Below are 17002 nucleotides of genomic sequence, written 5' to 3'. Positions count from 1 at the left end.
GGTGAATAACATATGGGTGCGGAGCGGGAGAGAATATACAGCAATGTGAATAGAGCGTCAAAATGGAATCTGGCAAGGCTCTCAGAATGGGCAGAGCTGCAAGGAGACAGAGATACAGGTCGTATTTTCGCGGATTTACTCGAAAAAGAGAAGTCCGGAGAGCTGGTCTTCGCCTTTTGCGGCCATTTTTCGGCAGGAAAATCAAGCATGATCAACGCTCTATGCGGAATAGACATTCTTCCTTCGGGACCGCTGCCTACGAGCGCCAATGCCGTCTCGATTCGCCGTGGAACCCCGCGAACGCTGATCTATAGAGGGAATGGCGAAACCCGCTTGGGAGAATCTATTGAAGCGTCGGCGAAGCAGCTCCGGGAATACTGCCGCCTTGGAAACGATTACACCGCAATCGAGGTGTGGGAGGATGTGCCGCTTCTGGGGCTGCATGGCGTGCTCATGGATACGCCTGGGGTGGATTCCACGGAGGAAGGGCATCAAAGCGCAACCCATTCGGCGCTGCATCTGGCGGATATCGTATTCTACATTATGGATTACAATCATGTGCAATCCGAGATTAATCTCGCGTTCGCCAAAAATTTGAGCGATTGGGGCAAGCCGCTGTATCTGATCATCAACCAGATCGACAAGCATCGGGAACAGGAGATAAGCATAGAGGATTACCGAAAGCAAGTGGAAAGCGCTTTCCATGATTGGGGCGTGAAGTTTTCCGGCCTGCTGTTTACTTCGCTGAAAGAAAAAGAACATCCTCTGAGCGGCCTGGAAATCCTTCCCCGCCTGATTACAGAACTGCTGGAACGGAAGGAAGCGCTTCTGGAATACAGTCTGTCCGGCTCGATCGAGCATACGGCCGAGGCTTACTTGTCCTCGCTGCGTGAAGGACAGCGGGAGGAAAGAGAATCGCTGCTGGAAGAACTGGGCGGTGAAGATCCCGTAAATCTGGAACGAGAGCTGGCCGACACGGCAGAAAAAGAGAAGGACCTGGAAACGCTGCCTGAACGTGCACGGCATAAGCTTCGCGCCAGTCTGGACGGTCTTCTCAGCAATGCGAACCTGATGCCCGCTGATATCCGGGAAGCGGTAAGCCGCTACGCCGACAGCCTTAAGCCGGGCTTCCGGACAGGGCTGCTGACTACGGCGGCCAAGCGGGAGAGGGAACGGTCAAGCCGGTTATCCCTGCTGGCAGATTCTCTGGAACGACAGGTATCGGCGCAGCTTGAAGGGCATGTGCTCTCGCTCTTGCGCTCATGGGGCGGGGAACTGGAGCTGTGGAGCGATGCCGATGAGGTGGAGCTTAAGAACGCCTTTCCGCAGACGGGAGCGCAGTGGCTGGCGGAAGCGGTGAAGCCGGGAACGCCCGTGGAGGGCGAGGCGCTGCTTCAATTCTGCCGCGTCCTGGCGGCGGAGATCCGGAGCGGCTACCGCCGCGCCGCCCTCGGCGCAGCCGACGGGCTGCTGGCGAAGCTGCCGCCGCTCCTCGAAGAGCGGCGCGCGCAGCTTGCGCGCCGCAAGGCCGCCTGCGCCCGGCAGGCGCATGCCGCCGCCGCGCTGGCGGCCCTTACCCGCGCGTACGAAGCCCGCGCGGCCGAACTCGCGGCGCTGCTGCCGCCGCGACATGCGCTCACCCCCGGCCTCCTGCCGGAGGTGAGCGCCCTCCCGCGGGCGGCCCGTTCCGGGGCCGCCCCGCAGGAGCGTCCGCCGCTTCGCTTGGCGGACGCAGGACCGGCCGCGCAGGGCGCCGCGGCCGGTCCTACGCCGGCGTTGGGACGCCGCCGGCTGGGCGAAGCCGCGCAGCTGCTGGCGGGCGCGGCTTCGCTGCTGAGCGGCGAGCCGGCGATGGGGTCGGCGGCGCGCAGCCTGACGGCGCGCGCGGCGGACCTCGCCGGCGGCCGGTTCACACTGGCGCTATTCGGAGCATTCAGCGCCGGCAAATCCTCCTTCGCCAATGCGCTGCTTGGCGAAGAGGTGCTGCCCGTGTCTCCCCATCCCGCCACGGCAGCGGTAAACCGTATCCTGGCGCCGGCAGGACCGTTCCGGCATGCCACGGCCGAAGTGACCATGAAGAACCATGAAGAGGTATGGGACGATATACGCCATTCCTTCGGAGTGCTTCAGCTCGGAGAACCGTCGCCCGGAGCTTGGGCGGACGCGGTGTCTGAGCTGCCCGCACGGGGCTTGCACCCGTCGGCGCTGCCGCATGCCGGATTTCTGAGGGCGGCGGCAAGAGGTTGGAACGAGGCGGGACCTCTTCTGGGAACAGTACGGACGGTAGAGCTTGATGAGTACCGCAAGCTGGTCGCTGAAGAGAGCCGGGCCTGCTTTGTGAGGGGTATCGACCTGTACTACGCCTGCCCGCTGACGGAAAGCGGAATTGTGTTGGTCGACACGCCTGGGGCCGATTCCCTGCACGCCCGGCACACCGGCGTCACCTTCTCCTATATGAAGGAAGCGGACGCGATTTGTTTCGTTACCTACTACAATCACGCTTTTTCCAAGGCCGACCGCCAGTTGCTGTCGCAGCTCGGCCGGATCAGGGAGAGCGGTGCGTTGGACAAAATGTTTGTCATCGTCAACGCCTCCGACCTTGCATCGGATGAGGCTGAGTTGGCGGAAGTCAAGGAGCATGTCGCCGGCAACCTGCGCTCTGCGGGGCTGACGAACCCACGTATTTTCGCACTCTCCAGCCTGCAGGCGCTGGAGGGCAAGACGGGGGGAGATCGCCCGTTCTATGAAGCTTCCCGGTTTGCCGCGTTTGAGGCGGCGCTGTGGCGATTCGCCGGTGAAGAATTGCCTGCTCTATCGCTGAAGGCGGCGATGGACAGTCTCGCATCCGTCCGCCGCCAGGCAGAGGAATGGCTGGACATGGCGCTTAAAGCCGAATCGGAGCGGGAGGATGAGATCCGCCGCATGGAAGTACACCGCCGCGCAGCGGACATAAGGCTTGCACAGTTGGAAACCGAAGAGCGTCCCGCGCGTGACCTGCGCCGCGAGGGAGGAGATCTGCTGTACCATGTGCATCAGAGGCTCGGGTTCTCGTTTGGCCGGATGTTCCAGGAATCCTTCCATCCATCGCTGCTGCGTGACGATGGCGGCGGTCTGAAGGATATCTTCGCCGCCTGCGGACGTGAATTGTGGCGTACTGCGGGCCGGGAACTGGAAGGTGAGCTGTGGGCAACGACGCTTCGGCTCACGGCCGCCGGCCGCCGGCTGGTCCGCGAGGCTGCTGTGGCTGCGGCTTTGGAGCTTGGCCTCCCCCATGAACTGCCGTCTTCCGGGGTGGCGGAGGATAACGCCTGGCCGGCGCCAGAAGGCCTCGAAGGCGATTTGCCTCCTGCGGATTGGGGAAGATTGTGGGGGCTGTTCAAATCGCCGAAGCACTTCTTTGAAGGCGGCGGGCGGGACGCGTTAAGGAACGCGGTGGAGCCGCAGCTTAAGGAAGCGCTGGCCTCGGCTGCATCGAAGCGGGAGAAGCTTCTGCTTGATCATTACGAATCGCTAACGCTACAGGTACTGGCTAGAGCGTCCGAAGCGCTGAGGGAGATGCTGGAAGAGAAGGATCTGGCAATGTCCGCAATGCGGGAAGGGGGTGATTCGGCTGGGCGCTGGAGCCGGCTCATCCGCAGTCTGCGTGACCATGAAACCGCTTTTGGCGACCTCATAAAAATTAAAGTGTGAAGTTTGCAGGAAATTGTCGAAGAATACTTGCAATCTGCCGCGTCTTGGAAGAAAATAAAGAAGCCTGAAAATTTGCAGAGAAACTGCTGCTTTTTGCATGGAAATTGCAGGAAGGAGCGGATTTTGCCGAAAGAGGTTGAATACCGACATGTGGGGATCTCCCTATTCTGCTTACAGCCGCAAGCTGCTGCTGCTGGGCAGCGGAGAATTGGGCAAGGAAGTGATCATTGAAGCCCAGAGGTTGGGCATAGAGACGGTAGCCGTAGACCGTTACGACGGCGCTCCCGCGATGGGGGTTGCCCACCGTTCCTTTGTGCTTGATATGCTGGATGGAGAAGCGCTTAAGGAGCTTATCCGCTCCGAGAAACCCGATGTTATCGTTCCGGAGATTGAAGCCATTGCCACGGACGCTCTTTTGGAATTGGAAGAAGAAGGGTTTTGTGTCGTGCCGACCGCGCGCGCAACCAAGCTGACCATGGATCGGGAAGGCATCCGCCGGCTCGCCGCGGAGAAGCTTGGTTTTCCTACGGCCGATTACCGGTTCGCGGATAGTCTTGAAGAGCTCCGGCAGGCGGTGCAGGAACTTGGAACACCGTGCGTGATCAAGCCGATTATGAGCTCCTCCGGCAAAGGACAGAGTGTCTGCCGGAAACCCGAGGATGTGGACAGCTGCTGGAACACGGCTCTTGAGGGAGCCAGAGCCAAAGGAACGCGGGTCATTGTGGAATCTTTCGTCGTCTTCGAGAGCGAGATTACGCTGTTGACCGTTCGCTCCTCCTCCGGGACGGTGTTCTGTCCGCCGATCGGGCATATCCAGAAGGATGGGGACTATGTGGAATCCTGGCAGCCGCATGAAATGACGGAAGAACAGCTCGCCCAGGCGCAGAGAATCGCGCGTAACGTAACGGACGAGCTCGGAGGTTACGGCATCTTTGGCGTTGAGCTGTTCCTGACGCGGGAAGGCGTTCTGTTTAGTGAAGTAAGCCCGAGACCGCATGACACCGGAATGGTGACGATGGTTACACAGGATTTATCGGAGTTTGCTCTGCATGTCAGAGCAGTTCTCGGTTTCCCGCTTGAGCCGGTGGAATTGTTGTCACCGGGAGCGTCGGCGACGCTCAAAGCGGGGAAAGATGCTGTCGGACAGGCTTATGCCGTTACCGGACTGGATGAAGCGCTGCGGCTTCCCCGTACGCAGGTCCGTGTATTCGGCAAACCGGAGGTCCGCCCGGGACGGCGGATGGCGGTCGCGCTGAGTGCGGCCGATAATGTGGAAAAAGCGCGGGCGACAGCCAAAGAGGCGGCGTCACTGCTAAAAGTGGAGGTATGCAAGGATGAACAGTAGTACTCAGGCACCGGTACTGCAGATTCGCAACATCGATCTGAACGATCTGGGGACAATTACGGCACTGCTGAGAGGATTCGGCTATCCGACAACCCTTAATGTGATGAAAGAGAGACTGGAGGCCGTGGAGAATGATCCGGCCTACTGCACGCTCGTCGCTGAAGTGAACGGTCAAACGGTCGGAATGATTGAACTCCGTCAGGTTATCTCCTATTGCAAGGAGCAGGAATCCGTCGCCGAGCTTACCGCCATTATTGTCGAGGAGTCTCTCAGAAGAAGCGGGCTTGGCAAACGGCTGATAGCCGCCGGAGAAGATTGGGCGCGCGGCCGTCAATGCAAGCAGATTTTCCTTAGCAGCGGCAATCGCGTCGAACGAGCGCCGGCACACGCTTTTTACCGCCATCTTGGATTCGAACAGAACGGTTATCGCTTTTGCAAATCGCTGTTATAAATCTTTTTGCAGCATAACGTATACTTTACCGAGCATCCATCCCCATCCCGGTTTCAGCAGGGGTGGTTTTTTTTTGAGAGACAGCAAAAGCTAAAAGGATCTTTCCGTCCAATACAATATTTTCATTTAAACATCCGGCGGAGGATTGCTGTTTGAATTATGGACTCGTCAGCCTTACAATAAAAATGAAAGCGCATACTTTGACGTTTATGAGGAGGATTATGATTTTGTACAAATTGATTTTGGCTGAAGATGAAGAGGATGTCAGAGAGGGGATTATCGGGCAGATCGACTGGGAACGCTACGGCTTTGAGGTAGTGGACCAGGCGGAGAACGGCAAAGAAGCGGCGGACCTCATCGACCGGTTGCTGCCCGACGTTGTCGTCACTGATATTCAGATGCCGTTTATGAACGGACTGCAGCTGGCTGAATATACCCGCAGCCGTTACCCGGGCACCAAAATCATTATTTTGACGGGATATGACGAATTCGAGTATGCGCAGCGTGCCATTAAGCTGCAAATTGATGAATATATTTTGAAACCGTTCTCTTCTCAGGAACTGATCGATGTGCTGCTGAAGGTCAAGGGAACCCTTGATTCGGAAATCTCCGAAAAGGAAAACATTCATGTGCTCAGCGAACATTACCGCAAAAGTCTGCCGGTACTGCGTGAACAGTTTCTTTCCTCGCTCGTGTCGCGCAGACTTCGGCCGGAAGAGATTGCGGTGAAGAGCAGAGAGTACGGCATTTCTCTCTCCGGAGACTGGTTTCAGCCTTCCGTTATCAGTCTGGACTATATTCGCGAACCGGAAGCTTCGGACCCAAATCATCCGGTCTCCCTGCGCGATACCGGCGACCGCAATCTCCAGCTGTTCGCCGTACTTAACATTGCCGAAGAAATCTGCGGAAAGCACGGCTTCGGCAGAGTGTTTATCCACCGCGACGATCTGGTCATGCTGTCTTCCCGTACGGGAACGGATGAAAGCGAGATTACCGGCAGGACTCTGGCCATTCTGGAGGAAATCCGCCAGAACGTGCAGCGCTTTTTGAAGCTGACCGTCACCATCGGCGCGGGAACGGTCTGCCGGACGCCGGAGATGCTGTTCCACTCGTTCGCGGATGCGCTTCAGGCGCTGGATTACCGGCTTATCCTCGGGAACAACCGGGTGATCTGGATTGAAGACGTCGAGTCACGTACCAGCCGCCTGCCCGTCTATGACGAATTGACCGAGCAGTCGCTTATCCGGACCGTCAAGCTGGGTACCGTACAGGAGCTGACGGAGATCATCAATGAATTGTTCGGAACGCTTGACGGAAGTCAGGTGACCGCGAACGAATACCGCATTTTTCTGCTGGAGATCATCACCTCTATTTTGCGGATGGCCAAAGAGTCCGGAGGTGAGACGAACGAGCTGTTCGGCTCTGGCATCATGTCCCTGACGGATATGAACAAATTCAACAATATGGAGGAAGCGAAGCAGTGGATTATCGATATCTGCACCCGGCTGATGAACCATATCGCTCTGGAGCGGCAGTCCAGCTACAAGCATCTGGTTGAGCAGGCGAAGAATTTTATCAAGAGCCATTACCAGGAAACCGATATTTCCATCGGAAAGGTGTGCCGGCATTTGCATATCAGCACCGGGTATTTCAGCAGTATTTTCAAAAGAGAAACTAAAATGACGTTCGTGAACTATCTGCTGCTAATCCGGCTTGAAGCGGCCAAGGAGCTGCTGCGTACGACAGAGCTAAAGGCTTTTGAAATCGCGGAAAAAATCGGCTTTGCCGATCCGAACTATTTCAGCTTCTGCTTCCGGAAGAAATTCGGCCAGTCGCCTAAAGAATACAAGAATGGCGCCAGAGGGGGGTAATCCATGCCCAAAGAGCGGGCTAATCTCTTTCCATTTCGTCCGCAGGGGCGCGGCAAACGCAGGGGCAAATTCACCTCCAAGCTTGCCAGCATTCAGGTGATTCTGACGGTAACCCTGACTTCGATCGCCGTGCTTGTAACGGTTATCGTCAGCTTTGCGCTGTACAACAAGTTCGCGAAGACGGCAGAGGAGAATGCGAGCCTGAATATGCAGCAGATCATTGAGCAGGTCAATTACAACCTGGGGCTGTACGTGAACGGCATGCGAAATATTTATGAGAAAGCGGAGACACAGATTGAGCAGAATGCGTCCATTGATTCCCCGATGCTGCATGAAAGCCTGTCCACTTTGCTCGAATCGCGGGAGGATTTGGTATCCTTTGCCGTCTTCACGCCGGGCGGCAGTCTGGTGCTGGACGTTCCGTCCGCGCCGATGAGGCGCAACACCCGGATGGGAGAGCAAAGCTGGTTTACCGCCCCCGGGAAGACGGGAGAGATATCTTTTTCCCAGCCGCATGTCCAGAATTTATTCAAGAAGCGTTACACCTGGGTGGTATCCATGAGCAAAATGATCGCTTACACAGACCATGGAACAAGAAAAAAAGGGATATTGCTTGTCGACTTCAATTTTCGCACCATCGACGAGCTGAGCAAGCAGGTCAAGCTGGGAAAAAGAGGATATGCCTATATTTTGGACTCTCTAGGGAATATCGTCTACCATCCGCAGCAGCAGCTCATTTACGCCGGGCTGAAATATGAAAATGTGGAGCCGGTGCTGGAGTACGCCTACCGCAGCTATCTTGACGAATCCACGGGAGAGAAGCGGTTCATCACCGTGCGCACGCTGAATCAGACCGGCTGGAAAATCGTCGGCGTCGCCTATTATGACGAGATTGTGACGACCAAACGGGATCTCAATCAATTCATGATGCTGTTCCTCCCACTATCCATCCTATGCGTCATCGTGGTATCTGTGCTGCTGTCCGCCAAAATTGCCCGCCCGATCTCCAAGCTGGAGCGAACTGTTCAGCAGGTTGTGGAGGGGGATTTGAATACCTCGATCAACGTCCGCGGCCCTTACGAGGTGGAGCAGCTGTCCAAACGGTTCAATCTGATGCTCCAGCACATCCGCAAATTGATGGACCAGATTATTTACGAGCAGGAAACGAAGCGTAAGGGCGAACTGGAAGTGCTGCAATCCCAGATTAATCCGCATTTTTTGTACAATACGCTTAATTCCGTCATTCGGTTGGCCGAACGCGGCAAGAATGAGGAGGTTGTGACAATGATCCAGTCGCTCTCCAAGTTTTTTCGCATCAGTCTCAGCAAGGGAAGGAATATTATTACGCTCCGGGAGGAGCTCGATCATATCCGCCATTATCTTGTCATCCAAAGCTTCCGGTTCAAAAATAAATTCCGTTACGAGATTAAGGCGCAGCCGGAAGTGCTGAATTGCCTCACGGTCAAGCTGATTCTCCAGCCGATAGTCGAGAATGCGCTGTATCACGGCATCGAAATGATGCCCGATGAGGGGTTGATTGAAATCTCGGCTGAGCTGCGGAACGGTCTGGTCGTGATTACGGTCAGCGACAACGGTCTCGGAATGAGCGGGGACACGCTGAAAAATATTTTAAAGGGCGGCGTAAAAATCGGGGGCGGGTCTGGCGTCGGCGTACGCAATGTGCATGAGCGAATCCGCTTGTACTATGGGCGTGAGTACGGGCTATCTTTCGAGAGCGAGCTTGAAGAAGGCACTACGGTTACGGTTACTTTTCCGGCTCATGATGGAGACGATGGTGAAACGGCGAAGGAGGGGGCGAAATCCCTATGAAAAGGATACGGGTATGGCTGACTTTGTTTCTCTACATCCTTATGGCGGCGGCGTTGTCCTCCTGTTTGGGATCGTCCCCGCCGCACATCGCCATCGACAAGAACCGCAATATTCACATGATCGTGAAAATGAACAAGGGCGAGTACTGGAACACGGTTAAAATGGGTGCGGAGGCCGCCGCCAAGGAATTCAACGTGAAGCTGACCTTCAAGGCCCCCGATTCGGAGAGCGATGTGAAGGAGCAGATCGCCATGGTCGAAGATTCCATCAAGGAGCAGGCGGACGTAATCATTCTGGCGGCAAGCAGCTATATGGGTCTGGCCCAGGTTGTCGACAAAGCGGCCTATAACCGGATTCCGGTCATTTCCGTCGACGCCGAGGTCGGATCGGCCAGGGTGACGGCTAATATCGGCTCCAACGGCTACCAAGCGGGTCAGAAATCCGCCGAACGGCTCGTTCAGCTGCTGAACGGCTCCGGCGACATTGGCATTCTGAACTTTACGAACACTTCGGATAAGCAAGCGAGCGGATCGGAGAGCGACTTCGATTACGGAGCGCGGGACGCCGACGAGCGGGAAAAGGGATTTTTGGATTACGTAGCCCGTTACCCGTCCGTGCATGTGGTGGACATTTCCTATACGCCCTCTGTTACGGCGGAAGCCGAAGAGCTTACACGGCTGATGCTGTTGAGGCATCCGAACCTGCGCGGCATCGCGGCATTGAACGAGACGGCGTCGCAGGGAGCTGCGACAGTGCTTCAAGAGCGCGGTCTCCGCAGCATCCAGATGGTCGCTTTCGACAGTTCCCCTGCCATGATGGAGCAGATTCAGGAAGGTATTGTGCAGGCCGCCGTTATCCAGAACCCGTTCAGCAACGGTTATCTGGCGGTCAAGAATGCAGTGGAAATCCTTCAGGGCATTAAGGTGCCGGAGCGAGTCGATACGGGTACGAAGCTGATTGATCTGGGTAATATGCTGTGGCCGGAAAATCAAAAGCTGCTGTTCCCGTTCGTGCGGTAAATTTCATTGATAGATTTGCAGCTTTCATGCTAGAATTTCGCTACGCAGTTCCGCATCAAAGCGGCTGTATGCCGTGCGGAGTTTCCATGGAAGGCCGGCAGGCGGCAAATTAGGAAGGAGAATACAGAATGTCTTACAAACTGGCGGTAGGAAGCAGCGACGGGGAGCTTGTCGATCAGCATTTCGGAAGAAGCGAGCGGTTTTATATCTATGAAGTCAGCGATGAAGGGAAATGGGCGCTGCTGGAAGTCCGCGACAACGTAACAACGCGGGCGGAGGGAGAGCATCACACCGATGAACTCAGCCGGACGGTCGATATGCTGAAGGACTGCAGCAAGGTGCTTGTGCTTCAGATCGGAACGGGTGCGCAGCAAAGGCTGAAGCAGCTCGGAATTACGGTGTATTCCAGCAGGGGGACGGTCGATGACGCGCTGGGCAAGCTGATCGCGTTCGAGAGCAAACGGAAGAACCGGACGTTTCTGGACCGCGATCAGGCGGAATAACGTAAGGCAGCCGCAGACGTACAGGGCGGCGGACAGAGATAGGTTTGGGCGGACGCAAGAGTCTGCCCAAACCTTTTTTTGCGTAAAAGTCCGCTCCACCCGTACAATTACCCCTGAAAAAGCCGTTTTTTGTATGCGTAAGGAGGACAAGCTTAGGAATTTCATATGAGAATTTTGCTAAAACAGAGGAGTATTTTATATTCGCAAGCGCTTACATTTCCTGCATAATAAGAATGTGCCCGGGAGCGACGGGGCAAGGAGCAAAAAAGATAATAAACCAGGAGGTCAAATTTCCATGAAAAAAATTACTTCCGTATTACTCGCAAGCGCATTACTCGGTGCTGCCCTGGCTGGCTGCGGTGGCAATAATAATTCGGGAAACTCCGGCAGCGCGGCGGCAACGAATTCCGGCACTTCCGCAAATGGCGGCGATTCGGCCACAACGCCTAAAGTCGGCGTAGCCATTTATAAATTCGACGACACCTTTATGACGGGCGTCCGCAACGCGATCGAGGAATCAGCCAAAGGCATCGCCGAGGTGGATATCGTGGACAGCCAGAACTCCCAGCCTACACAGAACGATAAGGTCGATCTGTTCCTTACGAAGAAATACAGCGGCATGCTGATCAACCCGGTCGACCGGACGGCGGCGGGCGTCATTATCGATAAAGCGAAAGCGGCCAACACTCCGGTCGTGTTCCTGAACCGTGAACCGCTTCCTGAAGATATGAAGAAGTGGGATAAGGTCTACTATGTAGGCGCCAAAGCGGAGGAGTCCGGAACACTTGAAGGCCAGCTTATCGTCGACTACTGGACAGCTCATCCGGAAGCCGACAAGAACAAAGACGGCGTGCTGCAGTATGTGATGCTCAAAGGCGAACCGGGACACCAAGACGCCGAGCTGCGCACGAAGTATTCGATTCAAGCAATTGAAGACGCCGGCATCAAGGTTGAGAAGCTGGCCGAAGATACCGCAATGTGGGACCGCGTAAAAGGCCAAGAGAAAATGGCCGCATTCCTCGGCTCGCATGGCGACAAGATTGAAGCCGTACTGGCCAACAACGACGATATGGCGCTTGGCGCGATCGAAGCTTTGAAAGCCGCGGGCTACTTCAGCGGCGACAAATTCATGCCGGTTGTAGGCGTTGACGCTACCGCTCCTGCCGTGCAGGCGCTGGGAGAAGGAACGATGCTCGGAACCGTGCTTAACGATGCGAAGAGCCAAGGCAAGGCCGCAATCACTCTGGCCGCTCTGCTGGCCGGTGGTGAAACTCCGACCAAGGATAATGTGGGCTTCGACATTTCCGACAACCAGTATGTATGGATCTCCTACAAAAAGATCACGAAAGACAACGCGTCTGAAGTTAAATAAGCCTTTTGCGGCTAGGGCATAGGCAGATTGCAAGTCGGGGAGCGGACCGCCGCTCTCCGGTATTCCTTTCGGGCAGGAAGCAGGATGGAACCACTGTGCCTCTCTTGGAAAAGAAAAAAACGTAGGGGGCGTAAGACTATGGCTCAAAACGAATTTTTGCTGGAGATGAACAATATCACCAAGGAATTTCCTGGCGTCAAGGCGCTGGACGGCGTGAACCTTAAGGTCAGACCAGGCAGCGTTCATGCCCTGATGGGCGAGAACGGGGCCGGCAAATCCACACTGATGAAATGCCTATTCGGCATTTACTCGCCGGACGGAGGCGAGATTTTTCTGGACGGTCAGAAGACGGTCATCCACAATTCGAACGATGCGCTTAACAACGGTATTTCGATGATTCATCAGGAGCTGCACCCGGTGCCGCACCGCAGCGTTATGGAAAATATTTGGCTGGGACGCTTCCCGACCAAAGGGCTGGGCCCGCTTCAATTCATTGACCACAAAAAAATGTATACGGATACAGAAAAGCTGTTCAAGGATCTGGATATCGATCTGCATCCGGAAACCTTGGTAGGAAAGTTATCCGTATCCAAAATCCAATCCATCGAAATCGCGAAAGCCGTCTCTTTCAACTCCCGCGTCATTGTTATGGACGAACCGACGTCTTCCCTGACAAGCGTGGAAGTGCAGCATTTGTTCCGGATTATCCGGGACCTTAGACAAAGAGGCGTTGCCATTATTTATATATCCCACAAAATGGAAGAGATCCTGGAAATCTCAGACGAGGTTACGATCATGCGCGACGGCAAAAAAATCGGCACCTGGCCGGCGGAGGAAATGACGACCGATCTGATTATTTCCCGGATGGTCGGGCGCGACCTAACCAACCGTTTTCCCGAACGCTTCAACGTTGCGGGCGAAGTATTTTTGAAGGCCGAAGGACTTACTTCCACGGACCCGAGATCGTTCAAGGATGTCTCCTTCGAGCTTAAGAGAGGGGAAATTCTTGGCGTAGGCGGTCTGGTGGGAGCGCAGCGAACCGAGGTTGTCGAAGCGCTGTTCGGTTTGCGTGCGCTTAAGTCCGGAACCATCTCCATCGGAGGCAGACCGGTTAAGATCCATTCTCCGCAGGATGCGAAAAAATACGGTCTTGCCCTGCTGACGGAGGAACGGCGTGTTACCGGCATTTTCCCGGTGTTGTCCGTGCATGAGAACGGCGCCATCGCCAATCTGGACCGTTATCAGAAACTGTACCTGCTGCTGAACGGGAAGAAGAAAAAAGCGGAAGTGGACAAGATGATCGAAAAGCTCCGCACGAAAACGCCGACCACGAAAACGCAGATTATGAATCTGTCGGGGGGCAATCAGCAAAAAGTGCTGCTGGCCAGATGGCTGCTTACCGAGCCGGAGATCCTTCTGCTGGACGAACCGACGCGCGGGATTGATGTCGGGGCCAAATTCGAAATTTACACCATTATCGCCGATCTGGCGAAGTCGGGAAAGAGCATCATTATGATTTCCTCCGAAATGCCCGAGCTGCTTGGAATGTCGGACCGTGTCATGGTGATGTCGGAGGGCAGGCTGACCGGCATACTGGACGGCGCCGCCGCAACGGAAACCGAAGTGATGCGCCTGGCCGCCCAGCATTGATTCAGGACCATCTATGAGGAGGAAAATCTAATGAATGCCAAAAAAGCGCAAAGCTTTATTACCCAAAATGCCATCTATCTCGTACTCGTTATCCTGATTCTCGGTATCGCCGTTTACGAGCCGAGCTTCATGTCGGTCAATACGCTTCGCGATATTCTGATTCAATCGTCCACACGGGTGATTATTGCCTTGGGTGTTGCCTTTATTCTGATCACGGCCGGCACGGACTTGTCCGCAGGCCGGGTCGTGGGCCTAACGGCGGTTATCTCTGCCTCGATGCTCCAAATCCCGGATTATTCGCGCCGTTTCTTCCCGGATCTGCCTCAAATGTGGCTGATCGTTCCGATTGTCATCGCCATTCTGGCCGGTCTGTTGTGCGGTCTGATCAACGGCTTGATTGTTTCCAAGCTCAATGTTCCGCCTTTTATCGCGACGCTCGGCACGATGGTTATGGTATACGGTATCAACTCGTTGTACTTTGATATGAAACCGAACCAATCCCAGCCGATCGGCGGCTTGCGTCCCGATTTCACCAATATAGGCTCCGGCTTTATCGGCAAGGGACAGTATTCCATCCCGTATATTGTCATTATCGCCATTATCGTAGCGATCATAGTCTGGGTCGTCTTCAACAAAACGAAGCTCGGCAAAAACATGTACGCCATCGGCGGCAATATACAGGCCGCTAAAGTATCCGGTATCAATGTTTCCAAGAACCTGATTTATATCTACGCTATCGCCGGCGCCCTGTACGGTCTTGCAGGCGTGCTGGAAGCCGCCAGAACGGGCGGCGCAACGAACAACTATGGCAACATGTACGAACTTGACGCTATCGCTGCCTGCGTTGTCGGCGGCGTATCCACCACAGGCGGCATCGGCACAGTGCCGGGGGTATTGGTCGGCGTAGTCATTTTCACCCTGATCAACTATGGCCTGACCTTTATCGGCGTCAGCCCTTACTGGCAGCTCATTATCAAAGGCCTCATCATCGTGGCCGCGGTTGCCTTCGACATGCGGAAATACGCCGCGAAGAAATAAGCTGGCAATTCATAAAACAATAACCCAATATCATGAATCCAAGCCGCTTTCCGGGCCGTCGGAATTTTTTTCGCCGCCCGGAGCGGCTTTTCGTCGTCAGCCCTCACAAAATGGGCGGTTATTCCATATTCTATGGGCAAACGCCTTATGTCAGGGGGAGCGGAACATGTTGAAAATCGACTTGCGAGATACGCGAGGAGCAAAGAAGGATGCATGGAGGACGGCGGAAGTTTGGAAATGGGACGGCAGCGGATGGAACGAGCGTATTTCCCAGCCGGTGCAGGATACCCGGAACCCGGAGATTGCCTATGCCGTTGTGCCGTCTGAACCCGGCTGGTACCGAATCGATATCCACAGCGGGGATGCGGATGTGACTGAAGAGGATGAATTTCAAGGCGGAGCCGAATTGCGGGCTACTTCCCTTCACCCGGCGCCGTTCAGGCTTAAGGAAGGGGTGCTCTGGGGATACATTGGCGACAACGGCCGAACGGCCATTGAACCCCGCTTCGACTATGCCGAAGAATTCCAGGAGAACGGTCTTGCCGTCATTTCGATTAAGGATCACAGCGGCTTGATCAACATGGCGGGAAAAGAAGTGGTTAAGCCGGTTTACATGTTTATCGGCTCTTTTGAAGAAGGACGCGCGGTCGCGAGTGACAGCAGGGGGTATTTTTTAATTGATGAGAAGGGAAAGCCGTTAACGGGACGCAGATACGACTATCTGAACTCCCTACAGGAAGGGCGTGCGCTGTTCTACAAGCAAGTGGAAGGTCAAGGTTCCAGATACGGCTATTTGGACCGTGACGGCCGGGAAGCCATTCCGGCCCAATACGAAGATGCGTCCGACTTTAAAGATGGAAAGGCGCTGGTCAAGCTCCGCGTAGAAGAATTTGCGCTGATCGGGAAGAACGGTGAAGTTTTGCACACCTACCATCACCCTTTTGTGGGGAATCCGGGTGACGGCTTGCTGGCTTTTCAGGCAGAGGAGAACGGCAGGTACGGATACATCGATGAGGAAGGAAAGACGGTAATTAAGCCGCAGTTTACGTCGGCGCTGCCTTTTTCGGAAGGAAGGGCAGTTGTTAACATGGCGGAGAACTATCAGAATGCGTATGGCTTGATCGACAAGAACGGGAACTTCGTCATCCCGGCACGCTATGAGGAGGTGCAGCAGCTCGGGGAGAACCGTGTCGCGCTCGGTACGCCCCTGAATCCGGCTGAACCGTTCCGGGGCTCCTCGTATACCATTGCCGATGCTGCAAACGGCCGGATCCTTAACACCCATCCCCTGCGCGGAGTGAACCGTTACAGTGACGGTCTCGCCTCCGTATATGATGAACGCGAGACTTATTTCATCGACCGAAGCGGGAACCGCGCCGCTGGGATGCCGGTTGTTCCGGGCTCGGGCACCCTTTCATTCAGCGGTAGACTGATCAGAGCGGATGTCGATCAGCGCACCAGTTATTATGATCGGAACGGAAGACAGGTGTGGAAGGAAAATACGCTCATTCCCCTTCGGCTTCCCTACGCCGTGGAAGAGCGGAAGTTTAAACCGGACTTCAATTACCTCGTCTATTACCCGTATGTCCAGGGATTTTCCGATTCAAGCGTGTCCGCCCGGGTCAATGACAGACTGAAAGAGCTTTCGCTAGTAAATGAGGTTATCCCCGAAGATAAGCGGGATTACAGCTACACGGGTGATTTTTCCGTTTCCTTTTTTCGAAAAAATCTGCTGCAGCTTGAGCTAAACGGTTACCGTTACCCTTATGGAGCCGCCCATGGAATGCCTACCCGTATTTTTACGCCCATTGATTTGCGATCCGGCAAATTCTATGAGCTACAAGATTTGTTCAAGCCGGCGATCAACTACACGGATAGGCTCAGCGAAATTGTTGCCCGGCAGATCGAAAATGATCCCCAATATTCCTATGTATTTGAGGGTGCCTTCAAAGGCATAGCTCCCGACCAGCCGTTCTATGTCGATGGAGAGGCACTCTATCTTTACTTCGCTCCTTATGAGATTGCCCCTTATGCTGCAGGCTTCCCGACTTTCCGTATCCCTTTTGCGGAAATTATGGGCCTCATCAACACTGAGGGAGCGTTCTGGCGGTCTTTTCACTAAATATAACGGCTCATAGCACCGATAGGAAGATTACAAAGACAGACCGAATTTGGCAGAAATTAACGCCACATAACGGGTGAGTAGTATGTTACAATGACCAAGGAACATATT

At 54.9% G+C, this 17002-nt stretch carries 11 protein-coding genes; all 11 read left to right on the top strand.

The genetic code is table 11. The annotated features are described in order from the left end of the window. Positions 1 to 12 precede the first annotated feature (12 nt). The 11 genes from KP014_RS21990 to KP014_RS21940 all read left to right on the top strand — a co-directional run bounded on the left by KP014_RS21990 (position 13) and on the right by KP014_RS21940 (position 16891). Positions 13 to 3690 (top strand): dynamin family protein, encoded by a 3678-nt coding sequence (locus tag KP014_RS21990; RefSeq protein WP_090834183.1) that lies wholly within the window; start codon positions 13 to 15, stop codon positions 3688 to 3690. Positions 3691 to 3838: 148 nt separating this feature from the next. Beyond that, positions 3839 to 5035: a formate-dependent phosphoribosylglycinamide formyltransferase gene (purT, locus tag KP014_RS21985; RefSeq protein ID WP_036604684.1), complete on the top strand. Its 1197-nt coding sequence runs from the start codon at positions 3839 to 3841 to the stop codon at positions 5033 to 5035. Beyond that, positions 5025 to 5486 carry a GNAT family N-acetyltransferase gene (locus KP014_RS21980; RefSeq protein ID WP_036604685.1) on the top strand — a complete coding sequence of 154 codons (462 nt, stop codon included), beginning with the start codon at positions 5025 to 5027 and terminating at the stop codon, positions 5484 to 5486. The genes purT and KP014_RS21980 overlap by 11 nt, the downstream gene beginning before the upstream one ends. A gap of 227 nt (positions 5487 to 5713) precedes the next feature. Further along, positions 5714 to 7357, top strand: a complete 1644-nt coding sequence (locus KP014_RS21975) for a response regulator transcription factor (protein WP_036604688.1) — start codon at positions 5714 to 5716, stop codon at positions 7355 to 7357. A 3-nt stretch (positions 7358 to 7360) separates the two neighbouring features. Further along, positions 7361 to 9187, top strand: coding sequence for a sensor histidine kinase (locus tag KP014_RS21970; RefSeq protein ID WP_090834184.1), 1827 nt, complete (start codon positions 7361 to 7363; stop codon positions 9185 to 9187). Continuing rightward, a complete protein-coding gene (locus KP014_RS21965) occupies positions 9184 to 10206 on the top strand; it encodes a substrate-binding domain-containing protein (protein ID WP_090834185.1) in 1023 nt (340 codons plus the stop codon). Before KP014_RS21970 ends, KP014_RS21965 begins: the two co-directional genes overlap by 4 nt. Before the next feature lie 128 nt (positions 10207 to 10334). Then, positions 10335 to 10709 (top strand): NifB/NifX family molybdenum-iron cluster-binding protein, encoded by a 375-nt coding sequence (locus KP014_RS21960; RefSeq protein WP_036596177.1) that lies wholly within the window; start codon positions 10335 to 10337, stop codon positions 10707 to 10709. Between the two features lie 295 nt (positions 10710 to 11004). Further along, complete coding sequence (locus tag KP014_RS21955; RefSeq protein ID WP_036596179.1) at positions 11005 to 12081, top strand: galactose ABC transporter substrate-binding protein; 1077 nt, start codon at positions 11005 to 11007, stop codon at positions 12079 to 12081. Between the two features lie 138 nt (positions 12082 to 12219). Then, the gene (locus KP014_RS21950) at positions 12220 to 13731 is read left to right on the top strand and encodes a sugar ABC transporter ATP-binding protein (protein ID WP_036596181.1); all 1512 of its coding nucleotides are present in this window, start codon (positions 12220 to 12222) and stop codon (positions 13729 to 13731) included. A gap of 30 nt (positions 13732 to 13761) precedes the next feature. Then, positions 13762 to 14769 (top strand): galactose/methyl galactoside ABC transporter permease MglC, encoded by a 1008-nt coding sequence (gene mglC / locus KP014_RS21945; protein ID WP_090834186.1) that lies wholly within the window; start codon positions 13762 to 13764, stop codon positions 14767 to 14769. A 166-nt stretch (positions 14770 to 14935) separates the two neighbouring features. Continuing rightward, a complete protein-coding gene (locus tag KP014_RS21940; RefSeq protein WP_036594223.1) occupies positions 14936 to 16891 on the top strand; it encodes a WG repeat-containing protein in 1956 nt (651 codons plus the stop codon). Positions 16892 to 17002 lie beyond the last annotated feature (111 nt).

Source organism: Paenibacillus sophorae, from assembly GCF_018966525.1.
GTDB classification, from domain to species: domain Bacteria; phylum Bacillota; class Bacilli; order Paenibacillales; family Paenibacillaceae; genus Paenibacillus_AQ; species Paenibacillus_AQ sophorae.
This window is presented reverse-complemented; position numbering and strand designations above follow the sequence as displayed.